The organism is Ruminococcus sp. (assembly GCF_024691275.1).
Classification (GTDB): Bacteria; Bacillota; Clostridia; order Oscillospirales; family Ruminococcaceae; genus Ruminococcus.
Window position 1 is genome coordinate 1 of sequence record NZ_JAILNU010000002.1, and the last position, 26,332, is coordinate 26,332.

Here is a 26,332-nt window from a genome sequence, read left to right on the forward strand (position 1 = left end):
TCTTGCGAAGCAGATGCTTCTTGGGTACAAATTGATCTATGCAGAAAAATTCCATCTGTCTTCTGTTTTCAGCTTCTTGTTTCAGCATTATTTTCACCGCCTTATTTTCTATCTTACCATAGTACACAGAAAAAGTCCAGCTTTCGGCTGGACTTTTTTGACAGGCTGAGGGAACGCCTGTGCGTTCCCTTTTTGCTGTTATGGGCTGTGAAATGCAGTTTTTGATCTGGTACAGTTGATTTTTTATGCGATATAGAGTATAATAATTAAATACGCCATAAATGTTAAAGGAGCTTTATTTATGAATATTGATAATATACTTTATACAGGCAGACCAACAGATCAGCGTTCAGACGTTGAAACGGCTATATACGATAAGCTTGATTCTCTCGGCATAGAATACAAGCGAGCTGACCACGACCACGCAGATACTATGGAGGATTGTCTTGCTATTGAAAAGGTACTGGGTGCTAAGATATGCAAGAACCTGTTTCTCTGCAATCGTCAGAAGACCAGCTTTTATATGCTGCTTATGCCCGGAGATAAGCCTTTCAAGACTAAGTTCCTGACCTCTCAGCTGAACTGCGCTCGCCTTTCGTTTGCTGAAGCCGACAAGATGCAGGAGTATCTCCATACTATCCCAGGCTCTGTGTCAGCACTGGAACTTATATTTGATACAGACAACAACATTCAGCTTGTTATAGATAATGACCTGATGAAGGACGAGTATATATGCGGACATCCTGGTATTAACACGTCAACTGTGCGCCTGCTCCGTGATGATATGCTGAGATATGTCCGTGAAGCTAAACACGAGCCTACGTTTATAGATATGCCGACTGAATGATAGTTAAAAGCCTCCCTCGGGAGGTTTTTCTTTTGAACACTTATAAAAGAAGCGATGTACGTTATTTTGTACATCGCTTGAATGATAATTTACCAGAACCATTGGGTTCACGGTTATTCGCTTTGTAATGCAATATATGCTTTACCTGCAACATCAAGATGTCTCCAGTCAGCTTCCTCGTCTGTGGTGATACCCAACTGCTTTTCGACGAAGCGTGTACTGTAGCCTCTCTTGAACTTCATACGGAACAGAGTTTCAAGGTCGGTGATGTGATTAATTAGCACAGGAAGGTCGTACTCTTTGCATATCCGTTCGATAAGCTTCATATCAAAGTTGCAGTGAGCGGTTACCAGCTCGCTGTCGCAGCAGAACTCTATGAACTGCCAATAAGCGTCTTCCAGTGTTGTTCCATAGCTTTTCAGCGCTTTAACAACTCGCTCCCTCAGCGAAACAGATGATATGACGGCTGTGTGTTCGGAATACTGCACCGCTCACTTGAACATATCCTCCTCGCTGACACGAACTCTGACAATACGGTCGTTTTCTGTACTTTATGGGCTGTTGTTATCTGAATAATAAATAGGTCATTACGGTGCATACTAAAAGAGCGATACCTGCGCCAATTGCAGCTTTGATAACGGGCTTGTTAAGGGAGCTCATGCGGTCTGCTGATATCTCGTCGAGGGGCTTGCCCTCCATGAAAGCTTTTATCTCCTTGTAGGTCTGGATATTGTTTTCCTTTTTGAGCTTTTCGACTTTCAGTGCAGTGAATAGTGATACCGAGACTAATATGCCCCATATTACTCCGCCGAGCCAGCCAAGATACTTCATGAGTGGGACGGCAGACAGTACCATAAGTATGTACTCTCCTGTAAGCAGCCATGCCAGGGAATTGAATTTTTTGTTGTCGCTTTTTTTGATTTCGTTTTTCATAGATTCAACATCTCCTTTAACTAATTCGTCAAGAGAAATATTGAAAAGCTTGCTGAGCATAAGAAGGCTGTGTATGTCGGGGTAGCTCTTGTCGTTTTCCCAGCTTGATACAGTCTGTCGGCTGACGAAAGTTTTCTCGGCAAGGACCTCCTGTGACCATTTCAGCTTTCCGCGGTACTTTTTGATCTGATTTCCTATCTCCATATTTTCCTCCTCGGAGTTGTTTCTCTTGACTGGCTCTACTATACCATACCGTGTGCGGAATTGCTACCAAGACGGCTTTACACAGAGCCAAAAAGCTGTAAGAAGATGCTGACATACCCATGTAAACTCATCTTTACATGGCGAAATACAGGCGTTTTACGGCATATCAAAAGGGCGGCAGCCATGTCCGCCCTGAATGAAAAAAATTACTTGTTTTTGCGTCTTACGAGGACGGCTACCAGATCGGGACCGATATTGGAAGTTACTACAGCACCGACGCTGCCGTACATCTCAGCCTTTCTTCCGGTCTTTTTGATGAGCTCCTTTTCGACTTCCTTTGCAAGGGTGTTGTCCTTGCCATGGATCATGATGTAAGGAGTCTGAGGGGTCATATTCTTCTCGACGATCTCGACGAGTTTTGAAACGATGTTCTTCTCGCCTCTGATCTTGTCGACAGTAGTGGTAGTACCATCTGCAAAGAGTATAATGGGCTTCAGACCCAGAAGCTCTCCTGCGAAAGCCTTTGCAGCCGAGATGCGTCCTGATTTCTTTGCGTATTTGAGGTTGTAAGGTACAGCGTAGATACCGCTTACGTTGAAGCAGTCTTCAAGGTATGCGACTATTTCCTCGACATCAGCGCCGCGGCGTATTTTTTTTGCAGCTTCCATGACAGGATAGCCGTAGAAAAGGGTGTAGCACTTTGAGTCGATGTTGAATATGCGCATCTTCTTTGCAGCTTCGGGAACGTTCTCGAAAAACTCCTTTTTCGCAAGTACGGAGTTATTGAACGTACCCGAGCCCTGAGAATTGATAGAAACGCTTATAACGTCGGTATATCCTTCCTCAAAAAGGGACATATATGTTTCTTCAAAAGTAATTGGGGATATCTGTGAGTGCTTGGGTATCTCGTCGGTATGTTCAAGAAGCTCGTAGAATTCCTCTGTTGACTTGTCGAAAATCTCACGGAAGCTTTCTCCGCCGACGGTCAGAGTAAAGGGGAGGACTTTTATGCCCAGCTCCTTGATTGTCTCCTTTGGCAGGTCACAGCATGAATCGGTGAGTATAGCGATCTTTGACATAGTAATTTCTCCTTTACCATTGATATTTTGTGAGTTTTCCCTCACGAGAGAGGTCTGGGTAGTCCCATTGTCTCAGCACTTCGTATACAGCTATTGCCACGGAGTTTGAGAGATTGAGACTGCGCAGTTCATTGCGCATGGGTATTCTTACGCAGCATTCGGGATTTTCGTGGAGAAGCTCCTCGGGAAGCCCCTTGTCCTCACGTCCGAAGACGAGGTAGGAATTATCGGGATATTCCGCTTCACTGTGGACATGGAGTCCTTTTGTAGTGAAGTAGAAGAAGTGTCCGCCGCGGTTCTTATCGAAAAAATCCGCAAGGCTGTCGTAATATGTGATGTCGAGCTTGTCCCAGTAGTCCAGTCCCGCACGTTTCAGGTGCTTGTCGCTGACCTCGAAGCCGAGAGGACAGACGAGGTGGAGCTTAGCTCCCGTAACGGCGCAGGTACGGGAGATATTTCCCGTATTCTGAGGTATCTGAGGTTCTACAAGGACGATATTCAGGTTTTGCATAATTATCCTTCTGTTTGTATAGTTTTATTTTAACTCCGTCTAAGCGGAGAAAAATGCATATTTATTTGGCGAAAAGCGCCTTTATACGGCAAGTTGCTGTACAGGTCAGCTCCTCAAAAAGCGTATTATTACCCGAACATAAGGAGATTTTTCATTTTTCTTCCTCATGTCGTGGTTATCTGAGAGTACCGTAATGATACACGGCTTTCAGATCATAATAATGGTTGTTATATACACAGCCGTTAGAATAGATGGTATCATAATAAGATAGATCTTATCATTTTTAGCTTCATTTTGTCTGCCTGTTCTGATCTTATCTACATCTATCGCAGATAGTGTTGGCAGGCGTTTCAAGTATCTTATAGGTATTTCATTATTTTTATCAAGTGTTAACGGATACATTTCGCGCTTGCTTGTCAGGTGCGTAGGAGGAAATTCCTTTGAATACTCTTTATTATTCGCCTTGTAACGTATTGTGCAGGAATATCTGACTTTTATTATCCATTCATCAACGAAAAGCTGATCCGGACGAGGTATTTCTCTTACATATTCTATTACGCCGACAGTTGTTTCGCCGTTATTATAGATATATTTTAATAAAAATGGCTGACATAATCCCAAAATGAACAGAAGATCAATAATAAGCACGATCAAACTTACGCAGACTTTTAAGGTCAAGCTCATAACGTTCATCATTTTATCGCCTGATATTACTCCTGAAAGCCCTAATGCTCCTATTAGCGAACCAATAAACGCTCCGGCAAGTATACACAACACCATTAATTTTAACGAGTTTTTTTCTTTCATGCCTTATGTCCTCCAATTTGCAAATCAATATATCTTTCAATGTGCGGAATAGTTTCACGAATTTTTCAGATAATATTAATGTCCGTAAGGACAATAATGATCTGGAGTTTTTACAAAATGAAGATGATGTCACTTGCAAAGGGCGCAGCAGCAGGAGCTTTCGCAGGAATAGCGGTATATGCTCTGTCAAGCGCCCGTCCCATGAAGAAGATGAGTTTGAAGCGTGATGCAGGGAAAACTATAAAAGCAGCAGGCGATCTGCTGGACGATATAAAGTCTATAATTATGTAGTTTCACCCGAGTTGCGTCTGAAACCGAGATAGCTTTCGAGGATAAGCACTGCTGCCACCGCGTCCACAACAGCCTTGCGTTTTTTACCGCGGGTATTTGTGACATTCAGCGCATTATGAGCTGAAACGGTGGTGCAGCGCTCGTCCCAGAGCTTGACGGTGATACCTGTGAGCTTTTCGAGCTCTTCTGCAAAAAGCTTGCATTTCTCAGCTCTTTCGCCGACTGTTCCGTTCATATTCATAGGATAGCCCACAACTATCTGTTCAGCTCTCTGTTCTTTGGCGAGAGCTGCGGTTTTTTCTATACATTTATTGAAGTCCTTTTCGGCAATGACAGTAACAGGTGAAGCGATCATTTCGCTTTTGCCGCAGACAGCGATACCTGTTCTTGCGTCGCCGAAGTCAACAGACATGATTATCATTTTTTTCACCGCCTTTATACATACTATATATTATAACACATTTCGCTTGAAATTACCAGTCCTTTTTTAATTCGCTTGCATAGGGCTGTGACATGAATAATGCACGGTCATACCGCCGAGATATGAAAAAAAGCGAAAATTTAAGAAAACGTGAGAAAATCAAAGATAAACTGAAAAAAACATTCAAAAACGCTTAAAAACATCTTTTAATGATATTTGCGGTTCATATGAACTTGTGATATAATCATATCATCGTCAGAGAGGAGATAAAGACTATGAACAGACTTATCCCGGGCACTACTATTAAATTTACAGAACAGGCTCGTGAATCGGCTTTTTCGATGATCGCTCCCGTTCTTGAAGCTACAGGCGGACTTACTCTTTCTCAGCTCTCAAAGCTCACGGGGCTTGAAGGAACCACTATCCAGAACTGGATAAAGCGAGGTTGGGTATCCGCTACAAAAGGCAAGAAATACTCGGAGAAACAGATACTGCGAATACTTCTCATCAATATGCTCAGAAAAGCAATGAAGCTTGATGATATCGCAAAGCTGATGGTATACATAAACGGCGATGTTGAGGATACCTCAGATGATATCATTGAGGAGATACTCCTGTATGATATCCTTTGCAGGATAATATTTACTGCTGAGGACGAAGGAGCTTTCCGGTCTGAGCATATAAAAGAACTCGTTGACCGAGAGGTAAACGAGAACAGGAAAGAGATAGTTGATGACAATAAGCTGAGAAAAGCGATGTTTGTCATGGTAATGGGGTACAGAAGCGGCTGTCTCAGAACTGAAATGGAAAAGGGACTTGAAGTAATACTGGACGAGATGTAAGCTCATCTGTCAATGATAGGGAATAAATTATAGGAGGGGATAACAATGGTACTGCCAACTGTATCGCGCAGCAAGAAACTCATCAAGCAGCTTATCAAAGCCGAAGCTTTTTCGGCTGACAGCGCAAAGACTCTTGAAGAACTCGGTATCTTTGATAAAGGGGCAGAATATGAGCTGTTGTATGATGACGTTATTTCCGCAAACGGAAACGGCGGATATTACCTTAACAAACACTGAGACTGATAAGATGCTGACATTATTTGTAACATTTTTCACACGCAGTTCAGGACTGCACATATAAAAGGAGAATCATTATGTCTGTAAATGTAAGAGAGATCAATAATCCTAATGTAAAGCCAAGCTTTAAGGGCGTAAAATGGATCATCGCAGGTATTGCGGCAATATTCCTTGCTGCAAATTCCTTCACTATCGTTCCTGCGGGTAATACGGGAGTAACACTTACTCTGGGTGAGGTCTCAAGCACTCCGTTGTCTGAGGGCTTCCACCTGAAAGCTCCGTTCATTCAGTCGGTTGAGAAAATGTCCAACAAGATACAGGTCTTTGAGGCAAAGGCTACGGCAGTTTCCCGTGACCTTCAGACTGTAAACAGCGAGATCGCGGTAAACTACAGACTGATTTCCGACAAGTCGCCTGATATGTACAAGAATGTCGGCGTTGAGTACAGCACGATACTTGTATCTCCTGTTGTTCAGGAGTGTATGAAATCGGCTACAGCCAAGTACAACGCAGAGCAGCTCATTACAGAGCGTGAAACTGTAAGTACAGAGGTAAAGTCTGCACTGGACGAAAAGCTCAACGGCTACGGCATATACATAGAGAAGTTCAACATTGTAAACTTTGACTTCTCAGCAGAGTTCAACAATGCTATTGAGGCAAAGCAGGTCGCAGAACAGAACCTGCTCAAGACCAAGACGGAGCAGGAGCAGGCAAAGGTCATTGCAAAGACTGATGCTGAGAAGAAGGTAATAGCTGCAAATGCTGAGGCAGAGGCTATACTTGCTCAGGCACAGGCTCAGGCAGACGCAAACAAGCTCCTTGAAGAATCACTTTCAGGAAAGGTCATCGCATATGAGCAGATCCAGAAATGGAACGGCGTAATGCCTAAAGTTACAGGCAAGGACGGCGGACTGCTGATAGATGTTGATATAGATGAGTCTTCGGCTGCCGCTGCACAGGCAGACTAAGGTTCGGATAACGGGGATAAGCTGCTCTCGGAGCGGCAAAGAATATGGTCGCTGCCCGTTCGATTTTTGGGGTGCAACGGGCACGATCGCTCATCAGCTATGATTAGGGGTCCGAAGCTGAAACAGGGGGAAAGCTTCTTCAATGATATGGTGCGAAGGTCAGGGGTGGCTTTACGCATCGGGGTAAACAGCTTTAATAACACGACGCAGCAAGAGTGACAGAATCAGCCATGACATAGGGGTGATCGGGGGTAAAAGATCACACCTTCCGCAGGTGTGCGGAAAACTTCCTCTTATTAATGTGATATTACACGTTTCAGACGGACTTCTGATGGGATAATTGGGGTTATCTCTGGTAGGGGGAACGAAAGAGGCTCATGTAGGGGTACATGAGCCTTTTTGTGTTGTTATGCTATATTGACAGGAGTTTTTCGGCGCTGCGGTGGAATATAAGCTCCTTTTCCTCGTCTGACAGGGGAAGCCGTTCGATCATGGCTATCTCATTGGCAGGCTCGTCCCACGGACAGTCGCTGCCGAAGAGTATGCGCTCAGCACTCTGCATACGTATTATGCGCAGGAGCTGTTCATCTTTGATATATCTGGCTATGACGCTTACATCGAACCACATATTCTCGTATTTTCCTGCGGTATACTTTTCAACGTCATTCCAGAGATCCATTCCGCCGAGATGTGCAGCGACGATCTTCAGCTTCGGGAATGTTTCCGCCACAGCTGCAAAGCTCTGAGGAGTTGCCTTAACAATTTCTCCTGCGAACGGGTCCCAGCCGCCGTGGAAGACCGCGATAAGTCCCAGCTCTGCAATTTTCTCGTATATTGGGAAAAGACGCTCCTCATCGGGGAAGAAGTTCTGGTACTCCGAGTGGAATTTAACACCGTAAAGTCCCAGAGTCTTTATGCGTTCTACCTCTGCAACAGCGTCTTCGGCATCGGGGTGGACTGTTCCGCAGCAGTAGATACCGCCGCCCATGACAGAAGCAGCCCAGTCGTTTATTGTTGCCTGCTGAGAGGGTTTGGTGGCAATAGGCAGGAGCATAGCTCTTTCGATGCCGTTTTCAGCCATTTTCCTGCGAAGTCCGCTGAGAGTGCCGTCAGTGGCAGGAGTAATGCCGCTGGTCTGAGCAAGCCCTGATATGGCGCGTTCAGCCAGGGAGTCGGTGAATGCGTGGGTGTGAAAGTCAAAATATCTCATTGGCGGTTTACTCCATAACGTGCTCCATAGCAAGATAGAAAATTGATTTAACATGGTCGTCGCAGAGCGAGTAGAATATGGTCTTTCCGTCACGCCGCGAGCTGACGAGCCTTGCTTGCTTCAGCACTCTGAGCTGGTGCGAGATAGCAGACTGAGTCATGCCAAGAAGCTTTGCGATGTCACAGACGCACAATTCACTTTCGCAGAGCACAAAGATTATCCTTATTCTTGTGGAGTCGCCAAAGACCTTGAGAAGCTCGGCAGCTTCAAAGAGTGCCGATTCATCGGGCATGACCTTTGCGACCTTGTCAACTATGTCGTTATGCACTCCGTGAGTGCCGCAGATATGTTCTTCCATATCACGCCTCCTTTTAGAGCCTTGATAATATCTGTACCGCTGCAATTATGGTTGCTATGGTCAGCAATATCCCTATAGTACAGGTGGCACATGAGAATTTATCGAAAACAGTTTTTTTATTTTTTGAAAGAAAAACGGTAGAGCTCTTATCGCTGCGGTAGAGCTTGCTGCGGAAAAAGCCTTCCTCTGGGAAAATATTGGGATATTCCGTATTATCTATCCTGTAGTACGCTACCTTGAAACTGCTGTGAGGACCTTTGTCGATGCGCGAGAATACAGCGCTTTGCTTTTTTGCGAAAAGCAGCCTTATAAAGCATACTGTGAGAAGCAGCTCGGAGAGAGCGACGATGACTCCTATGAGAGCGATTGCCGCGAATATGAGGTAGCTGGCTTTTACACCTATAACAAGACACAGAACTGCAATAACGATCAAAACGATGATAAACTCCATAACACAGCCCCCTTTCGGACGGGTGAACGGTCAGCGATGAGCAGCATATATAACGGTCATTTATACTATTATTATAACACATCTCAACTGAAATTACCAGTCTTTTTTATGCAGTTTTATTCAATTGAGTATTATGGTCTCGAAATCAGCTTCTGCGGCAATGAAGCCGTCAAGCTGCGACAGGAGTTCCTCGGCTCTGCTTCGACATTCGGCAGGACTTTTTCCGCGGAAGTACCTGATCTCGCTGCGGCTGTCGATGAGATAGCGCATGGCGAGTTCGCCTGTGAGCCATAAAACTCCGTAATACATAGAATTTATCTCGTCGTTGGTCAGGAGCCCGTCAAGTCCCTGCAAAAAGCCGCAGGTTACAGCTTTTACAGCCTTCATATCAGTCAGTCCGCTGCGGCAAACTGATCGTACAAGGTCGCCGTAGTCTATGGCAGCATAGCCGTACATGACAGTATCAAGGTCGATTATGGTCGATCTCTCAGATATGATGACGTTATCCGCCTTAGCGTCGCCGTGTATCACGCGCTTTTTCAGTGAATCCGTGAAAACTTGTCCGAGAGTATCGCGGAGCTTATCGAGCTTTGCCAATATGTCCGAAGCTATGCCTTTGTGAGTTGTCAGCACCGAGAAATACCTGTTGAAGTTGTGGAAATTTTCGATAACGGGAGCATCAGACAGTTCGCGGCCGTTCATGACTCTTATAAATGTGCCGAATGCCCGTCCCGCAGCCGCGGCGTTAGCCGCGGCATCTGCGGTCGCTGATATATACTTGTACATACGCCATACTTCGTCGTCAGCGACCGCGAAATTTTTATCGCCTGCGGCGATAAAATGCGGGACGGCAGTGTCTGAGGCTGCATTTTCGGCAAAAGCAGCCTCGATTCGGCTTATGTTGTACATTACAGTTTCAGGAGAGTGAAAAACGCTGCGGTTAAGAGTTTGCAGGACATATTTCTCGCCGCCGCAGACTGCGAGAAAGGTGCGGTTTATATGACCTGCCGAAAGTTCGGACAGGCTGCCAGCTTCGGGGAGTCCGAAAAGGCAGGGAATCTTGTAAATATCCATATTTTTCTTCCGTTTCATTACTTAATACAGGAGCTGTAAATTGAAAAGGGCGGAGATCCCGCCCTTTAGTTTACAAATATTTGTCAGGGACATTATATCCGAGGTCGGCAAGCTGCTGTGCATAGGCTCTGTCCATAAGCCTCTGCTCGGAAGCCTCTCTTTTCTTGTCAAGGCTTTTCTGCTTTGCACCTGTTTTGGTGCGGATAGAATCAATGATACCGAAAAGCATCACAACTATGCTCGCAATAGCAACAAATGCCATTTTTCTGTAATAATATCCTCTGAAATGTATCGTAAATAATGTAAAACCACCCGATACTGCAAACATTCCAAGTCCGATAAGTGCCATCTTCAGACCTGTGGCTGCCGAAAGATCACTCGGATCAGGAGGTTCAACAGCAAGTTCGATATACCTTCTGTCAAGGTATTGCTGACCGCAGCATTTACAGGTCTTTATTGGTGAGCCGTAGTCTCTTGAAGAAGCGTTATATCCGCTGATAGGTTTGCCGCAATCAGGACAGTTTCCGTTAGTCGGCTTTATCTGAGCCATTTCATATCCCCCAAAATTTTTATAATAGTAATTATGCGCACTGCTTGTTCCTGCAATTTAACAGCTTAGTTCTTGAGGCTCTGCATAGGTGCAGGGATGCGTCCGCCGCGGTTGATGAACTTTGCAGGGGACTTTTCTCTGATAGGCATAACAGGACCGCTTCCGAGAAGTCCGCCGAATTCGAGAGTCTCGCCCTCTTTCTTGCCGATAGCAGGGATAAGACGTACAGCTGTGGTCTTTGAGTTTACCATACCGATAGCAGCTTCGTCTGCGATGATAGCAGAGATGGTTTCAGGAGTGATATCGCCGGGAACAACTATCATATCAAGACCTACAGAACATACAGCTGTCATAGCTTCGAGCTTTTCAAGGCTGAGAACTCCTGCAACAGCAGCATCTATCATGCCTGCGTCCTCGGATACAGGGATAAATGCGCCTGAAAGTCCGCCGACTGTTGAAGAAGCCATTACGCCGCCCTTCTTTACTGCGTCGTTGAGCATTGCAAGGCAGGCTGTAGTACCGTGAGTACCGCACATTTCAAGTCCCATTTCCTCAAGGATGTGAGCAACGCTGTCGCCGACAGCAGGTGTAGGAGCAAGTGAAAGGTCAACGATACCGAAAGGTACGCCAAGAAGCTCGGAAGCTCTTGCGCCGACGAGCTGTCCCATACGTGTTATCTTGAATGCGGTCTTCTTGATTATGTCTGCGAGCTCGTTTATAGAAGCGTCGGGGTACTTTGTAAGAGCTGCGCGTACAACTCCGGGACCCGAAACACCTACGTGTATCTCGCAGTCAGGCTCGCCCACGCCGTGGAAAGCACCTGCCATGAAGGGGTTATCCTCAACGGCATTACAGAATACGACCAGCTTTGCAGGTCCTATGCAGTCGCGGTCAGCTGTTCTTACAGCAGCTTCCTTGACTATCTGACCCATTATCTTTACAGCGTCCATGTTGATGCCCGACTTTGTAGAGCCGATATTTACGGACGAGCAAAGATTCTGCGTAACATCGAGAGCTTCGGGGATAGACTTGATGAGAGCCATATCTCCCGCGCTGAATCCCTTGTGTACCAGAGCCGAATAACCGCCTATGAAGTTTACTCCGCAGGTATCGGCAGCTCTCTGGAGAGCCTTTGCGAACTTGACGGGATCACCGTTTGGGCAGGCAGCGGCAAGCATAGCGATAGGAGTTACGGAGATACGCTTGTTTACGATCGGGATACCGTACTCGGTTTCTATCTGCTGACCAACTTTAACGAGATTTCCTGCCTTTGTGACGATTTTGTTGTAAACCTTTTCACAGGCTTTGTCAATATCCGTGTCGATACAGTCAAGGAGAGAGATACCCATAGTGATAGTACGGATATCGAGACATTCGTCCTGTATCATGCGGATAGTTTCAAGTATATTATATACGTTAAGCATTGAACGTACTTCCTTTCATCAGATACTGTGCATGGAGTTGAAGATATCCTCGTGCATTGTGTGGATAGAGAGTCCAAGCTCAGTGCCGAGAGCTGTCATTTTTTCAACGAGTTCGGAGAAATCGCCCTTTATCATGGATATATCTACCAGCATTATCATAGCGAACATATCCTGAAGAACGCTCTGTGTGACCTCGATGACATTTACATTGTATTCTGCGCAGATACCGCTTACTTTGTGAAGGATACCCACAGTGTCTTTACCAATAACAGTTACAACTGCTCTCATAGTTAAAACCTCCGTTTTGTTGTTATTCGGTTTTACCCGAATGATTGATACAATTATAACACACATACGCTTAAAAAGCAACAGCCACAGGAAAATATTAAATATTTATTCAGTAATCCGGTTGCTGCTGTTGAAAAAAGCGGGCAGTTGTGTTATAATATGAAAAATGTAATGAAAGGTTGAGATATCATGTGCCTGATATGTGACAGGATAGAAATGATAAAAAACGGAACAAATCCTTACTTTGTGAAGGAGCTTGAAACAGGTTACGTTGTGATCGGCGATAATCAGCACTTCTTCGGCTATACGCTCTTTCTGTATAAGCATCACGGCGATAAGACTGAGCTTTTCCACCTTGATATGGCTGAAAGAGCAAAATTCATGGAAGAAATGACCATAGTTGCAGAAGCTGCGGCAAAAGCCTTTTGTGCAGAAAAGATGAACTATGAACTTCTCGGAATGGGCGATGCTCATCTCCACTGGCATTTATACCCTCGCAGAACAGGTGATATAGGCGATCACGGCAATCAGGGAAAAGGACCTGTCTGGTGGTATCCTATGGAAAAGATGTACTCTGATGATAACCGTCCGAGTGCGGAAGAACTTGAAAATATGAAGAAAAAGCTTCTTGCAGAGCTTGATAATATTTTGTCGGAATGATCGTGCAGGCCTGCCGTATAATTTAGCAGGGGATTTTTTATAAAACAGTGGAAATATCTTATGCTATGTGTTATAATAAAAGAATACACTTAAAAAGGGGCTGAGACTATGAGACTTATGGACTGTCACACACACACGCAGTTCTCGGTGGATTCCGAGGCGGATATCGGACTTTGTATAAAACGAGCCGCGGAGCTGGGGCTTGCCGCCTATGCCATTACCGACCACTGTGAATGTAATCGCTGGTACTCGAAGGAACACTATCCCGATGAAACTACCTATCAGTATTTTGATTTCGGAAAAGACTTTGAAAACTCTGTTTCTGCCGTTACCGAGCTGAAAAAAAAGCACGGCGATAAGCTGAATCTGATATGCGGCGTGGAAATGGGGCAGGCGACACATGATTTTGAGACAGCGGAAAAAATAGTAAGCGATACACGGCTTGACTTTGTTCTTGCTTCAATGCATCAGCTCCCCAAAACAGAGGATTTCTGCTTCATAGACTACAGCGGTTACACCATCGACGGCATATATGAGCTTTGTCAGCGTTACTTCGAGGAGCTCTACAAGCTGAGCGTATGGGGAAAATTCGATGTTCTTGCACATCTTACATATTTTATGCGCTATCTGAAGCTGAAAGCGGGCATTGACCTTGATATAAGCCGATATGACGATATTATCGCGGACATCTTCCGCGTTCTTGCCATGAACGGAAAGGGCATCGAGATAAATACATCAGGTATAAGACAGGGCTACGGAGACTGCTTCCCGAGCCTTAAATATGTAAAGCTATTCCGTGATCTGGGCGGCGAGATAGTCACTGTAGGCTCGGATTCGCACACGGTTGAGGATATAGCCGCGAATGCCGCGGACGGCATAGCTATCGCAAAGGAGGCAGGCTTCACGAGGCTCGCATACTTTAAAAAGAGAAGACCCTACTTTATCGACATTGACTGAACAGAGGTGCTGATATGTATAAAAGGATCATTATACTCGCAGCGGCTCTGCTGATGACAGCATCGGCATTCAGCTGCGGAGACGCAGGAACAAAAGCAGAAAAAAACGACGAAAGCACTACTGATACCGCTGAAATAACGACCGAGCCTGCCACTGAGAAGGACAATGAGGAAACGACAGAAAAAAATCAGGACAATAAATCTGATTCGTTTGACGTGGGCTTCGGCATGATGAAATACGTTAAGAAAAGCAAGCAGGCTTCGGCGACTTCTTGTGCCTATATAATAAGAAACTGCGTCAGGAACGATCTTACGGAGAAAGATTCGATATGTACTGACAAGATAGTCTATACCAATACAGGAGTCGGCGAATTCAGCGAGGCAATGCATGAGGATCACTTCGATTCGTCGGACGATATGGACTACATCATGTGTATGGACGAAGACGGCAGCCCGAAGTGGGTAATGTGCTGCCGAGCCGAAAAGAAGCGCGATCCCGTGGGAAAGTGCGGATATGTCGAGTACTTTGAGGACACCGAGGGCGTGAAATGGTCGGAGGTGCTTGAGAAGTTCGGCTTTGAGCAGGGAGCTTACTCCGATATACACCTTGAAAAAAAGGAGAACATAAAGCCTCATGTTCCCTCAAATATATCGTATAAAGGACTTAGCAGGCTGGATCTGCTGGCTCTGACGATATGCTGGGAGTACAACTTAGGCACATCTGGAAAGCCGTTCTATTACTACGGAAAATGGGGCGCTGATGAGCCGTTTACAGCCGATGTTCCGTGGGACTATCCCGAACACGGCGATACGGAGTTCGTTATACAGATGTGCGGAGCTGAGATAGAAAAGGTGTACTGCTGGGAGTGCGGTACAGACAGGTCGGAGATAGGCGATATCGGCTGCTATGGTGTGGGCATTCGCATCGGCAATGACAGCTGGGACGACATACTCAGCAGATTCGGCTATACTTCGGGAGAATACGTTGAATACTAACAATATATGAAAGGAAATGATACTATGAAAGACATCGTAAGAATTTTACAGCAGAACGCCCGTATATCCAATACGGCGCTTGGCGAGATGCTGGGCATATCCGCCGAGGAAGCTGCCGCAGAGATAGAGAGGCTTGAAAAGGAAGGCGTTATCAAGGGATACAGCGTTATCGTTGATGATGACCTCTACGACAAGTCCACTGTTTACGCAACTATCGAGCTCAAAGTCACTCCGCAGCGTGACTGCGGCTTTGACGATATCGCAAAGACTATCATGATGTATGACGAAGTAGAGAGCGTGAGTCTTATGTCATCGGGTGCTTATGACCTTGCTGTAGAGGTAAGGGGAAGCGACCTGAAGGACGTTGCCTTCTTCGTTTCCGAGCGTCTTGCAACTATCGAGGGCATACTCTCGACATCTACTCACTTCATTCTTAAAAAATACAAGGAAAAGGGTATATTCATCGACAATGAAGAACCTGATGAAAGGGGACTCGGCTGATCGTGATAGATTACGATAAAGTCCTTTCGGACAAGATAAAAAAGATAAAACCGTCGGGGATACGTAAATTCTTTGATATAGCAGGAACTATGGAGGGTGTCATCTCTCTCGGTGTCGGCGAGCCCGACTTCAATACTCCGTGGGCTATCAGACGCGCCGCTATCAAGGTATTGGAGCGCAAGCACATCATCTATGGCCCTAACAAGGGACTTGCTCCGCTGAGAAATGCTGTATCCGATACTATAAATAAGAAGCACGGCGTAAAATACGACCCGGACAAGGAGATAATCGTTACAGTGGGCGGCTCTGAGGCTATTGACCTTGCTCTCAGAGGACTTCTCGATCCGGGCGACGAGGTGCTCGTTGTAGAGCCCTGCTTCGTCTGTTATGCTCCTCTGGTGGAGCTTGCGGGTGGTGTGCCTGTTCCCGTGCCTACGCGCATAGAGAACAACTTCAAGCTCACTGTTGAGGATTTCAGGGACAAGATAACAGAGCGCACAAAGCTGCTCATACTGCCTTTCCCGAACAATCCGACAGGAGCTGTCATGACAAAGGAAGACCTGATGCCCATAGCTGACTTCCTGAGAGATACCGATATAATGATACTCTCCGATGAGATATACTCCGAGCTCACCTACGGCAGGAAGCATTTTTCCATTATCGAGCTGGAGGGCATGAGGGAGCGCACTATCTATGTCAACGGCTTCTCAAAGGCATATGCCATGACAGGTTGGAGACTGGGCTATGTAACAGCTCCCGAGCCGATAATCACTCAGATATCAAAGATACATCAGTACGGCATCATGTGCAGTCCGTTCATCAGCCAGAATGCTGCCGTTGAAGCTCTTACCTCCTGCGATGACGAGGTCGCAAAAATGGTCGGCGAGTACGATGCCCGCCGCAGATACCTTGTGGGCGAGTTCAACCGTCTGGGACTGACCTGCTTCAATCCCGAGGGCGCATTCTACGTGTTCCCGTGCATCAAGAGTACAGGTCTGACCAGCGAGGAGTTCTGCGAGAGACTGCTTTTCGAGGAGAAGGTGGCTACCGTTCCGGGAAGTGCTTTCGGAGATAGCGGAGAAGGCTATATCCGCATATCCTATGCGTACTCCCTCAAGCACCTTATGGAAGCTGTCAGCCGTATCGAGAAGTTCCTGAAAAAGCTGGAGGCTGAGAAGTGATGAAAGTTAAAACAGCGGCGAAGATAAATCTTGCGCTGGACGTTACGGGAAAGCTGCCAAACGGCTACCACACCCTCGAGAGCGTATTCCAGACCGTGGGGCTTTATGACGAGGTGACTGTGGAGCTGACCGAAAGCAGCATAGAGCTGAGCTGTGAAGTCCCCGAGGAGTTCGCGGCTGCTGACCCTATACCCTGCGATGAACGCAATATAGCTTATAAAGCGGCAAAGCTGTTCTTTGAGGAGAACGGTATGGACTGCGGTTGCCGTATACATATTAAAAAGGGTATCCCCTCACAGGCTGGTATGGGCGGCGGAAGCACAGACGCTGCGGCAGTTCTGTACTGTCTCGGCGAGCTGACGGGCAAAAGCGTAAGCAAGCCCGAAAAGCTCGGTGCAGATGTTCCCTTCTTCCTGACGGGCGGAACTGCCTACGTTGAGGGAATAGGCGAGAGGATAACTCCTATTGCCGATTATTCGGGACGCATACTGGTCATTGCAAAGGGCGGGGAAGGCGTTTCGACTGCGGAAGCATATCGGAATATAGACTCGCTTGTATCGCCTCTGCACCCACAGGCGCAAAAGCTTGCGGACACTATCGGAGAAGCGCCCGATGAAGCCTACAGGTACTTCGGTAATCTTTTCGAGGAGGCTGTGCAGCTTCGTGAGGTCGATGAGATAAAGTCGTTGATGCTTCAGAATGGAGCGCTGAGCGCAGTGATGACAGGCAGCGGCTCGGCGGTGTTCGGACTGTTCACAGACCGCGGAAAGGCGGATATCTGCGCCGAAAAGCTGAGAGGTGCGGGATCTTTCGCAGCAGTATGCGAGACCGTTCCCGAGAGCTTCCTGAAAATTGAATGAGCGTTACGGGCGGATAATATCCGCCCTTTTTTGTGAGCAGAGTGACGCTGCGGCTGACGGCTTTATTTATTACACAGTTTTTCTTTCCCATTTCAATTTGCAGTAAGCTTCGGCAATGTTTTGCTATTCACTAAAATAATTACTTACTAACAGCTTTTTGCTAAATGAAAAATGTAGCATTTTGATGAAATTTAACAAAATCTATTGACAAGGTAAATTCATTCAGTTATAATTATGATATAAATCGCAGAGAAGCTCGATTTTATACTTATGCTGAAAGGTGTTGAAAAAATATCATGGGAAAATTTATTATCAAGGCTGCTAAAACAGGTTTTACATTCAGTCTTAAAGCCGGTAATGGCGAAGTTATCGCAACAGGCGGAGAGGTATACAATACTCTTGCAAGTGTAAAGAAAGGTATCGAAAGCGTGTCAAAGAATGCTCCCACGGCTAATTTGGAAGATCAGACAGTTGAAGGATTTCAGACCGAGTCAAATCCTAAGTTTGAAATATACAAGGACAAATCGGGAGAATTCAGATTCCGCCTTAAAGCAAAGAATGGTGAGACCATCGCTGTCAGCGAGGGATATGTCAAGAAGGACAGCTGCAAGAAGGGTATCGCAAGCGTTCGCAAGAACTCTGTCGATGCTCCTGTTATAGAGCCTGAGCCCGAGAAAAACTGAGAATATGGCTGCCGCTGCTGCGGCAGTCTTTTTTGTTTCGGCTACTTGACAATCTCTGCCGCTGTAGTATATAATATATGTGTCAGTGGACTTTCAGCGTGTTAGCAGCGCTGTGAGTTCGGTGTGCTGACGGTTTACTGCTCTCTCCCGTGAGTCACCTGAGATGGGAGCATTACTATGAAATTTTCAAAAATGCATGGCATCGGCAATGACTATATCTACGTGAACTGCTTTGAGGAGACCGTGAATGAGCCCGAAAAGGTATCGGTTGTTCTCAGCGACAGACACAAAGGCGTTGGCGGTGACGGGCTTGTGCTCATTATGCCCTCGGATAAGGCTGATTTCCGCATGAGGATATTCAATGCGGACGGCTCTGAGGCGATGATGTGCGGCAATGCTACGCGCTGCATCGGCAAATACGTCTATGATATGGGGCTTACCGATAAGACAAATATCACTCTTGAGACAAATTCAGGCATAAAATATCTTACGCTTTATCTGAAGGACAATAAGGTCGACCTTGTTACTGTGGATATGGGCAAGGCTATACTTGTCCCGAAGGATATCCCCGTAAACAGCGATCTCGAACGCTTCGTGAGCCAGCCTGTTGAAGTATGCGGAAAAACATGGGACATCACCTGCGTATCTATGGGAAATCCTCACGCAGTCATCTTCACAGAGGGCGTTGCAGAGCTCGACCTTGAAAAGATAGGCCCGCATTTCGAGAACCACAGCCTTTTCCCTAACCGTGTGAATACGGAATTCGCCGAGGTCATCGACGACCATACGCTCAATATGCGCGTTTGGGAGCGCGGAAGCGGTGAGACCTTCGCCTGCGGTACGGGTACCTGCGCTACAGTGGTAGCGGCAGTTCTCAACGGTATCTGCAAGCAGGACGAGGAGGTACTTGTCCATCTGCGCGGCGGAGATCTGCGCATAACCTATAAGTCGGACGGAACTGTCCTTATGACGGGGCCTGCCGAGTACGTTTTCGAGGGAAATGTTTCCGACGAATTCATCAATAAAGCAAAGGAGAATGTTGTATGCCGCAGCTGAATGAAAACTTTCTCAAACTTGAGAAAAATTACCTTTTTATAAATATCGCAAAGAAAATAGCCGCTTTTAAGGAGGCACACCCCGAGGCTGATATCATCAGAATGGGTATAGGCGACGTAACTCTGCCTATAGCTCCTGTAGTTATCGAAGCCATGAAGAAGGGCTGCGACGAAATGGGCGTTAAGGAGACCTTCAAGGGCTATGAGGACAGCGGTGCAGGCTATGATTTCCTGCGCGAGGCTGTTTCAGGCTATTATAAGAGCTTCGGTGCTGATGTTGCTCCGAACGAGATAAGAATAAACGACGGTGCAAAGTCGGACTGCGGAAATATCGTTGATATCTTCGGCGACGGCAATACTATTCTCGTTACCGACCCTGCTTACCCTGTATACGTTGATTCAAACCTCATGAGCGGCAGAAAGATCATTTATGCCGATTCCAACGAGAGCAACGGATTTGCAGCTATGCCTGATGATTCGGTACACGCTGATATCATCTACCTCTGCTCACCGAATAACCCTACAGGCTCGGTTTATACCCGCGATCAGCTGAAGCAGTGGATAGATTACGCCAAAAAGAACGACGCTGTTATCATCTACGATTCGGCTTATGAAGCATTTATCACAGACCCTGACGTGCCAAGGAGCATTTTCTGCATCGAGGGCGCTAAGGAGTGCTGTATCGAAATGTGCTCACTGTCAAAGACAGCAGGCTTCACAGGTATGAGATGCGGCTATACTGTTATCCCTGATGACCTTAAAGTAACTGCAAGCGACGGAACTGTTGTGTCTGTATCTCAGATATGGGGCAGAAGACAGGGAAGTAAGTTCAACGGCGTTTCTTACCCTGTTCAGTGTGCAGCAGCTGCTGTATTCACTGAGGAAGGTCTGAAGCAGGTCCACGAGAATATCGCTTACTATCAGGAGAATGCACGTATAATCTCCGAAACTATGACGAAGCTGGGCGTTAAGTTTACAGGCGGAGTTAATTCTCCGTATATCTGGTTCAAGTGCCCGAAGGATATGAAGAGCTGGGATTTCTTCGATCTTATGCTTGAAAAGATCACAGTAGTAGGAACTCCGGGTGCGGGCTTCGGCAAGAACGGCGAGGGCTGGTTCAGACTGACCTCATTCGGCGACAGACAGCGTACTATCGAAGCAATGGAGCGCTTCTCGGAACTCGTTAAAAATATGTAATAACAAAAGGGCAGATAAGCTCGGTGCTTATACAGGATCTTTTACGTGAGATATTGAGGGGGAACCTTTCCTCGGAAAGGTTCCCTCCGATAATTTCATGTAAAGTTTCTATATGAGTACTCCGCTTATCCGCCCTTTTTTATTGCGACAGATGCGCAGAGATATCATTTATGTGATGTATGTTTTGCAAATAATGAAATATGAAAATATCACGGGGACGAACATTGTTTGTCCCGTTTCTTTGCACCAAATTTGTGACCGACAGTCTTTAATTCACAAAAATCTATTGACAGAACGCCTGAAATATTATATAATAATTATGTTGTATTTATTTGCATAATATTACTTTGGCAGTATATGCAGCTTTGTTTTACATCATTCACCGCAAAGGACCATATATAAAGAAATTCCCTGCGGTTTTAAATATGATAACGGAACAAATCTTGGACGGTTGATGAAACGTCCGTCTATTTTTTGCGAGTCGGATATTGTTCGGCTCTTGATCTATATATTTAAATGAATAAAATAATGCGGCATTTACCGCCTTTCAGTAATAATTAAAACTATGATACAAACTGTTGATTATTTTTACGAAAAGGAGGTAATGCACTGTATGAACCCGGGTCTGGCTATCGCTCTTATCCTCATTGCACTTGCTGTTGGTGTTGGTGTTGGATATGCTCTCTTCTATAAAAAGGGTGTAGAAGCGGGCGTTGAGAAGCGCAAACGTGACGCAGAGGCTATAGTTGGCTCTGCCGAACAGCAGGCTGAACGTATTGTCGAAGATGCTGAAAAAGATGCCGACAATAAGAAGAAAAGCGCTCTTATAGAGGCTAAGGACGAAATACATAAGCTCCGCACCGAAGCGGATAAAGAGATCAAGGATCGCAGAGCAGAGCTGTCACGTCAGGAAAGACGTATGCAGCAGAAAGAAGAAAACTTAGACAAGAAAACTGATAATCTTGAGAAAAAAGAGGAAACACTCAATCAGAAGATCAAAACAGCTGACGAAAAACTGAAGGAAGCGGATTCTATAAAGAAAAGTCAGATGGATATTCTGGAACGTATTTCCGAATTTACCAAGGATCAGGCTAAGGAGTACATCATATCAAAGCTTGAAGACGACCTCGTTCATGAGAAGGCTGTAAAGGTTGCAGCTTACGAACAGATGATAAAGGACGAATGTCAGGAGAAGGCAAGAAGCTATATCTCACTGGCTATCGCTAAAGTTGCTGCGGATCAGGTATCCGAGGCAGCTGTATCCGTCGTTCCGCTCCCTAATGACGAAATGAAGGGACGTATCATCGGACGTGAGGGACGTAATATCAGAACCCTCGAAACTCTCACGGGCGTTGACCTTATCATCGACGATACCCCTGAGGCTATTACCATATCCTGTTTTGACCAGATCAGACGTGAAGTCGCAAGGATCGCCCTCGAGAAGCTTATCTCGGACGGCCGTATCCACCCGACACGCATCGAGGAAATGGTCGAGAAGGCTCGCCGTGAGGTAGAGTACCGCATCAAGCAGGAGGGTGAACGCGCTGTTATCGAGACTAACGTTCACGGTATAAATCATGAGCTTATCAAGCTCATCGGACGACTCAAGTTCCGTACAAGCTACAGACAAAATGTACTCGACCACTCGATTGAGGTCGCAAAGCTCTGCGGAGTTCTTGCTTCAGAGCTTGGCGTTGACGCAAATATTGCAAGACGTGCAGGACTCCTTCACGATATCGGTAAGGCTCTTACCTCCGAGATCGAAGGTTCACACGTTCAGATAGGCGTTGATGTTTGTAAAAAATACAACGAAAATCCTGTTATTATCCACGCTGTTGAGGCTCACCACAACGATGTCGAGCCGAAAACAGTCATTGCCTGCATCGTTCAGGCAGCCGACGCTATCTCCGCTGCAAGACCTGCCGCAAGAAGCGAGAATTACGAGAGCTATATCAAGCGTCTTCAGAAGCTTGAGGAGATCTGCAACTCCTACGAAGGCGTTGAAAAGTGCTTCGCAGTTCAGGCAGGACGTGAAGTCAGGATCATGGTCGTACCTGAGGTCATCAACGATGAGAAAATGGTTCTCGTTGCAAGACAGATCGCTCAGCAGATCGAGTCTGAGATGGATTACCCGGGTCAGATCAAGGTCAACCTCATTCGTGAGAGCAGAGTTTCTGACTACGCTAAATAAGCAGCTATTGCGGAGCGTCAGAGTTACCGCAGATCGTTCGGCTGTCGGGCAGTATGCTCGACAGCCGTCTTTTATTTCACTGTGGAGACATTGGGGATATCTTCCCTGTGCCTTCAGAATGAAATAAGGGGTATATGCTTACCATTTAATATAAAGGAGGCATTTTTATGAAAAAGACAACACTTTTCAGCGTTCTGACTTCGGCTGCTGCGGCAGCTGTAATGGCGGTTTCGGCTTTTTCGCTCAGCGCCGGTGCTGCATGGAAAAAAGTTGACAGACTTGGAGACCTTAACAGCGACGGAGTAGTGAGCGTTTCTGACCTTGTTATGCTTGCAAAGCATCTCCACGGAACGCAGAAGCTGTCTTCAAACAGTTTATATAATATAGGGAATTCATACTACGATATTGACAGAAAGGACGACATCAACTCGCTCAGCGGCAGCCTTTCAAGGAGCGGAAACGGAAAGATCCAAAAGGCTGACATAAATCAGGACGGCACAATAGATGTGTTCGATATGGTGGAACTGAGAAAAAGCGTTATATCAGGTTCGGCAGGGGCGGTAAGCGGAGTTGTCTACCGCTGGTACGACGAAACTACTACCACGGCCACAACAACTGTTACAACTACAACTACGACCACTACTCAGCCAAAGCAGGAGTTCATTACTCCGCCTGTAAAGGATATGTACGGCTCTCTCCCGTCACAGGGCGAGCCGAATCTGCTCATATTCTACGTGGACTTCCCCGACTGCAAGTTCAGCTATGAGCCGACTGCCGAACGTATCGAGGAGATCTCTTTCGGTGCTGAGAATAAGAATTCAAAGATGTATCCCTTCGAGAGCTTTACTGCGTTTTATTCAAGGGCTTCCAAGGGAGCTTTGAAGCTCGGCGGAAAGGCTTACAGATATACTGCCAAGGAAAGCATCGTGAACTATCAGGGCGATGTATATAAGTCAAAATTCACCACCGAGGTCATCAAGAATATGAACAGTGCGGTGGACTACAGCAAGTTCGATGCCAACGGCGATAAGGTCGTCGATGCAATATTGTTCTGCGTTCCTTCAGGCTCTGACGAAAACGACTGGTGGCCTTGCGCAGGAGAGTACTACGGCGATGCGTGGCTGAAGGTGGACGGTATGTCCATAGGCCATGTTATTACCGGAAATGCCGCTATTGTCTCGGACAGCGACTATACGAACTTCACCTCGACATATCTGCATGAAATGGGACATTGTATGGGACTTCCCGATTATTACCTGTATAATGTGGACGACTATGAGGGTATGCACGGTTCGGCAGGATATGACCTTATGGACGAGGCTTATTCCGATTTCAGCTCTGTATCAAAGCTCATGCTCGGCTGGTACAGAAAGGATCAGATACAGGTCTATGATCGCTCAAAGGGTACGCAGACCTTTACTCTTACCAACGGACAGAACGATGAAGGCAACTGCCTTATAATCCCTTACGGCGATCTGGACGGCAATTATAAGTCGGAATACTTCATTCTTGAGTATACCACCCTTGACGGCGACAACAGTCAGCTCAAGAAGCATTTCTGGTGGAGACCTACGGGCAGCGGTGTAAGACTGCTCCATGTAAATACTACAGAAGCCGATGACGGCTGGCGGAAATATTTCTTGTATGAGAGCGGAAACGATGATGCTACCAATAAAAATGAGGGAATACGCTATATCAGACTTGTCAATGACGGCGATAAGGACAATCTCCTCAGAACGGGAAGTGTTGTTGACAACAGCGTCAGCGGCTTTGCATGGTATGACAGCAGCGGCGGTCAGACTATCGACCCGGGTATCACTATTATTGTCGGCGAAAAGGTCGGCGATACCTATACAGTAACTGTTTCACCTAAGTAATGATAACAAGCACATTATCGGAAGGAAAGAAAGCTTAATGGCAAAGACTTTATTTAAATCATCTGAAAAATCAAACTTTATCCTGAATATGACAGAGGAAAAGTATTCAAAGCTCGCTTCAAGAGGTCTTGCGGCAGCAATGATTATGGCTCCGCTTTTTACGCTCGCACCTGAGATATACGCAAGTGAGGTGCAGTCAAAGGCAAGCTATGCCTTTACAGCAGGAGGACTTGTCTGCGGCGGCGTTATCGCTATGATACTCGCTATCATAGGCATTATAAAAAAGTATATCAGCAAATGGAACATCTTCCCCGTTTGCGCTATGGCTGCAATGGTACTGTGGGGCGTTGCCTCACTTGTCAATGGCGTTGTCCTTAATATCTCGTTTTACGGCTATCCCGAAAGAGGAGAAGGCTTGCTTGCGATAATCTTCTATTTCTGCTTCTTTACCTCTGCTGCCTCACTTAAACGTGAGACTGCGATAAAAACGGTTATTGACGGTATAGTTGGTGTGGGAATACTTAACAGCGTTATATCGCTGATACAGGTATTCACAGGAAAGCTCAGTCATTATACAAATGCTCTTGAGGATAAGATAAATGCAGCTTCGGGACTTGCAACGTCTCCGCTGTTTCTGGCTATGGTACTGACTCTTTCACTTACTGCGGCACTTATAGGCTTTATGACCTTTGAAAGCAAAACTCGCAGAACGGTCTTTGTATGTTCTTCGCTGCTTTTCTCATTCGTTATGATGTTCACATATTCGCTTATCGGATTCTGCGGACTTGCCACTGCGGTCATTATTTCTGAAATTGCCGCATTAAAGCTGAAGGCACCGAAGAAGCGTCTTGTATGTCTCCCTGCAAGCATCGCTGCGGCAGGAGCTGCAATTGCACTTGTTTTCTGCGGTGTGATCGGAAACATAAGCTCATACAGACTGTATGACGGAAGGATACTCTGGTGGTGTGACAGCTATATGAGAGCCTCTGCATCGGGAAATTATGATTCCGAATGGGTGGATATAGACAATACATTAGATGTATATTCATACCTCAACAGCAGAACGCTCGACATCATCGGCAAAAATGCTCTTGTGGGAACAGGTCCTGAGCAGCTTGCCTTTGCTCTTATAAATTTAAATGCAGATGTTGACCCGAATATGTCGATCGAGGAATTTATGAGTGACGAAGTTAATAAGGGTACATTTGACAAGGTATATAATGAGTATCTCTATACCGCCGCTACAAGAGGCATACCTTCACTTATTGCACTTGTATTCACGCTTATCGGTGTTGCTGTCATTGGTGTCAAGGCTGTGCGCAGAAGAAATACAGCCGAAGCCTTTACTGTATTTTCAGTAGTTATTGCAGGAATGCTCATATTCCTTATAGGTTGCAGCAGCGTAACCTTTGCACCTGTATTCTGGACAGTTGCGGGAGCTGCCTGTGCCAATGTTGAGGAGGTCAAGGCGAAGAAAAACGAAAAGAAGACCTCGTCAAAGTAAAAATGACCAAAAAGCCTGAGAGATATTCTCTCAGGCTCAGCCTGTCCACAAAGCCCCTCTGCGAGCAACGCAGAGGGGCTAATTACACAGAATATCAGGCAAAAACAAGATCAGAACACAAAAATGGGATATATACAGTATAAAACAACGAAGGCTGACGATCCTTTCTGAGGTGG

30 protein-coding genes are annotated in these 26,332 nt (G+C 46.1%); 17 read left to right on the plus strand and 13 right to left on the minus strand.

The features are described 5' to 3' along the window. The first annotated feature begins 301 nt into the window (after nt 1-301). The gene (locus K6G33_RS00240) at nt 302-847 is read left to right on the plus strand and encodes a prolyl-tRNA synthetase associated domain-containing protein (RefSeq protein WP_296774944.1); all 546 of its coding nucleotides are present in this window, start codon (nt 302-304) and stop codon (nt 845-847) included. A gap of 113 nt (nt 848-960) precedes the next feature. On the opposite strand, the gene K6G33_RS00245 is transcribed toward K6G33_RS00240, so the two are convergent. From K6G33_RS00245 to K6G33_RS00265, 5 genes are all read right to left on the minus strand, one after another. Then, nucleotides 961-1,335 (minus strand): hypothetical protein, encoded by a 375-nt coding sequence (locus tag K6G33_RS00245; RefSeq protein WP_296774946.1) that lies wholly within the window; start codon nt 1,333-1,335, stop codon nt 961-963. A gap of 76 nt (nt 1,336-1,411) precedes the next feature. Further along, complete coding sequence (locus tag K6G33_RS00250; RefSeq protein WP_296774948.1) at nt 1,412-1,984, minus strand: helix-turn-helix transcriptional regulator; 573 nt, start codon at nt 1,982-1,984, stop codon at nt 1,412-1,414. Nucleotides 1,985-2,190: 206 nt separating this feature from the next. Then, nucleotides 2,191-3,063, minus strand: a complete 873-nt coding sequence (locus K6G33_RS00255; protein WP_296774951.1) for a DegV family protein — start codon at nt 3,061-3,063, stop codon at nt 2,191-2,193. Nucleotides 3,064-3,076: 13 nt separating this feature from the next. Next, the gene (gene trmL, locus K6G33_RS00260; protein ID WP_296774953.1) at nt 3,077-3,574 is read right to left on the minus strand and encodes a tRNA (uridine(34)/cytosine(34)/5-carboxymethylaminomethyluridine(34)-2'-O)-methyltransferase TrmL; all 498 of its coding nucleotides are present in this window, start codon (nt 3,572-3,574) and stop codon (nt 3,077-3,079) included. Nucleotides 3,575-3,781: 207 nt separating this feature from the next. After that, nucleotides 3,782-4,381 carry a hypothetical protein gene (locus K6G33_RS00265; protein WP_296774955.1) on the minus strand — a complete coding sequence of 200 codons (600 nt, stop codon included), beginning with the start codon at nt 4,379-4,381 and terminating at the stop codon, nt 3,782-3,784. A 117-nt stretch (nt 4,382-4,498) separates the two neighbouring features. On the opposite strand from K6G33_RS00265, the gene K6G33_RS00270 reads away from it, so the two are divergent. Continuing rightward, entirely contained in the window at nt 4,499-4,672 is a 174-nt protein-coding gene (locus tag K6G33_RS00270) for a hypothetical protein (protein WP_296774956.1), read from the plus strand. Here the strand turns inward: K6G33_RS00270 and ruvX are convergent. Next, on the minus strand, nt 4,665-5,093 hold the full coding sequence (gene ruvX / locus K6G33_RS00275; protein WP_296774959.1) for a Holliday junction resolvase RuvX: 429 nt from the start codon (nt 5,091-5,093) through the stop codon (nt 4,665-4,667). The two genes, K6G33_RS00270 and ruvX, sit on opposite strands and share 8 nt — an antisense overlap. Before the next feature lie 275 nt (nt 5,094-5,368). On the opposite strand from ruvX, the gene K6G33_RS00280 reads away from it, so the two are divergent. The 3 genes from K6G33_RS00280 to K6G33_RS00290 all read left to right on the plus strand — a co-directional run bounded on the left by K6G33_RS00280 (nt 5,369) and on the right by K6G33_RS00290 (nt 7,140). Next, the gene (locus K6G33_RS00280; RefSeq protein ID WP_296774962.1) at nt 5,369-5,935 is read left to right on the plus strand and encodes a DUF1836 domain-containing protein; all 567 of its coding nucleotides are present in this window, start codon (nt 5,369-5,371) and stop codon (nt 5,933-5,935) included. A gap of 45 nt (nt 5,936-5,980) precedes the next feature. After that, nucleotides 5,981-6,172 carry a hypothetical protein gene (locus K6G33_RS00285; protein ID WP_296774965.1) on the plus strand — a complete coding sequence of 64 codons (192 nt, stop codon included), beginning with the start codon at nt 5,981-5,983 and terminating at the stop codon, nt 6,170-6,172. Nucleotides 6,173-6,249: 77 nt separating this feature from the next. After that, nucleotides 6,250-7,140, plus strand: a complete 891-nt coding sequence (locus K6G33_RS00290; protein ID WP_296774968.1) for a prohibitin family protein — start codon at nt 6,250-6,252, stop codon at nt 7,138-7,140. A gap of 412 nt (nt 7,141-7,552) precedes the next feature. Here the strand turns inward: K6G33_RS00290 and K6G33_RS00295 are convergent, their stop codons facing one another. The 7 genes from K6G33_RS00295 to K6G33_RS00325 form a co-directional block, all read right to left on the minus strand. Beyond that, nucleotides 7,553-8,350: an amidohydrolase family protein gene (locus tag K6G33_RS00295; RefSeq protein ID WP_296774971.1), complete on the minus strand. Its 798-nt coding sequence runs from the start codon at nt 8,348-8,350 to the stop codon at nt 7,553-7,555. A gap of 7 nt (nt 8,351-8,357) precedes the next feature. Then, nucleotides 8,358-8,708: a helix-turn-helix transcriptional regulator gene (locus K6G33_RS00300; RefSeq protein ID WP_173450018.1), complete on the minus strand. Its 351-nt coding sequence runs from the start codon at nt 8,706-8,708 to the stop codon at nt 8,358-8,360. A gap of 13 nt (nt 8,709-8,721) precedes the next feature. After that, a complete protein-coding gene (locus tag K6G33_RS00305; RefSeq protein WP_296774977.1) occupies nt 8,722-9,159 on the minus strand; it encodes a hypothetical protein in 438 nt (145 codons plus the stop codon). Between the two features lie 120 nt (nt 9,160-9,279). After that, nucleotides 9,280-10,233 (minus strand): phosphotransferase, encoded by a 954-nt coding sequence (locus K6G33_RS00310; RefSeq protein WP_296774979.1) that lies wholly within the window; start codon nt 10,231-10,233, stop codon nt 9,280-9,282. Nucleotides 10,234-10,303: 70 nt separating this feature from the next. After that, nucleotides 10,304-10,783 carry a hypothetical protein gene (locus tag K6G33_RS00315; protein WP_296774982.1) on the minus strand — a complete coding sequence of 160 codons (480 nt, stop codon included), beginning with the start codon at nt 10,781-10,783 and terminating at the stop codon, nt 10,304-10,306. A 65-nt stretch (nt 10,784-10,848) separates the two neighbouring features. Continuing rightward, nucleotides 10,849-12,207: a PFL family protein gene (locus tag K6G33_RS00320; RefSeq protein ID WP_296774984.1), complete on the minus strand. Its 1,359-nt coding sequence runs from the start codon at nt 12,205-12,207 to the stop codon at nt 10,849-10,851. 18 nt (nt 12,208-12,225) lie between these two features. Beyond that, nucleotides 12,226-12,495 (minus strand): ACT domain-containing protein, encoded by a 270-nt coding sequence (locus K6G33_RS00325; protein ID WP_296774985.1) that lies wholly within the window; start codon nt 12,493-12,495, stop codon nt 12,226-12,228. Nucleotides 12,496-12,684: 189 nt separating this feature from the next. Between K6G33_RS00325 and K6G33_RS00330 the strand changes: the two genes are divergently transcribed. From K6G33_RS00330 to K6G33_RS00385, 12 genes are all read left to right on the plus strand, one after another. Next, the gene (locus K6G33_RS00330; protein WP_296774988.1) at nt 12,685-13,155 is read left to right on the plus strand and encodes an HIT family protein; all 471 of its coding nucleotides are present in this window, start codon (nt 12,685-12,687) and stop codon (nt 13,153-13,155) included. Nucleotides 13,156-13,263: 108 nt separating this feature from the next. Continuing rightward, entirely contained in the window at nt 13,264-14,112 is an 849-nt protein-coding gene (locus K6G33_RS00335; RefSeq protein WP_296774990.1) for a histidinol-phosphatase HisJ family protein, read from the plus strand. Nucleotides 14,113-14,126: 14 nt separating this feature from the next. After that, nucleotides 14,127-15,107, plus strand: coding sequence for a hypothetical protein (locus tag K6G33_RS00340; RefSeq protein WP_296774991.1), 981 nt, complete (start codon nt 14,127-14,129; stop codon nt 15,105-15,107). Nucleotides 15,108-15,131: 24 nt separating this feature from the next. Beyond that, complete coding sequence (locus K6G33_RS00345) at nt 15,132-15,608, plus strand: Lrp/AsnC family transcriptional regulator (protein WP_173450284.1); 477 nt, start codon at nt 15,132-15,134, stop codon at nt 15,606-15,608. A gap of 5 nt (nt 15,609-15,613) precedes the next feature. After that, complete coding sequence (locus K6G33_RS00350) at nt 15,614-16,789, plus strand: aminotransferase class I/II-fold pyridoxal phosphate-dependent enzyme (RefSeq protein ID WP_296775013.1); 1,176 nt, start codon at nt 15,614-15,616, stop codon at nt 16,787-16,789. Next, the gene (gene ispE / locus K6G33_RS00355) at nt 16,789-17,649 is read left to right on the plus strand and encodes a 4-(cytidine 5'-diphospho)-2-C-methyl-D-erythritol kinase (RefSeq protein WP_296774996.1); all 861 of its coding nucleotides are present in this window, start codon (nt 16,789-16,791) and stop codon (nt 17,647-17,649) included. Before K6G33_RS00350 ends, ispE begins: the two co-directional genes overlap by 1 nt. Before the next feature lie 296 nt (nt 17,650-17,945). Next, nucleotides 17,946-18,332: a YegP family protein gene (locus K6G33_RS00360; protein WP_296774999.1), complete on the plus strand. Its 387-nt coding sequence runs from the start codon at nt 17,946-17,948 to the stop codon at nt 18,330-18,332. Nucleotides 18,333-18,509: 177 nt separating this feature from the next. Next, the gene (gene dapF, locus K6G33_RS00365; protein ID WP_296775002.1) at nt 18,510-19,388 is read left to right on the plus strand and encodes a diaminopimelate epimerase; all 879 of its coding nucleotides are present in this window, start codon (nt 18,510-18,512) and stop codon (nt 19,386-19,388) included. Further along, on the plus strand, nt 19,376-20,584 hold the full coding sequence (locus K6G33_RS00370; RefSeq protein ID WP_296775005.1) for an LL-diaminopimelate aminotransferase: 1,209 nt from the start codon (nt 19,376-19,378) through the stop codon (nt 20,582-20,584). Before dapF ends, K6G33_RS00370 begins: the two co-directional genes overlap by 13 nt. Nucleotides 20,585-21,197: 613 nt before the next feature. Further along, nucleotides 21,198-22,775 (plus strand): ribonuclease Y, encoded by a 1,578-nt coding sequence (gene rny / locus K6G33_RS00375; RefSeq protein ID WP_173449658.1) that lies wholly within the window; start codon nt 21,198-21,200, stop codon nt 22,773-22,775. Between the two features lie 167 nt (nt 22,776-22,942). After that, nucleotides 22,943-24,652: a dockerin type I domain-containing protein gene (locus tag K6G33_RS00380; RefSeq protein ID WP_296775009.1), complete on the plus strand. Its 1,710-nt coding sequence runs from the start codon at nt 22,943-22,945 to the stop codon at nt 24,650-24,652. Nucleotides 24,653-24,689: 37 nt separating this feature from the next. Then, nucleotides 24,690-26,156, plus strand: coding sequence for a hypothetical protein (locus K6G33_RS00385; RefSeq protein WP_296775011.1), 1,467 nt, complete (start codon nt 24,690-24,692; stop codon nt 26,154-26,156). Nucleotides 26,157-26,332 lie beyond the last annotated feature (176 nt).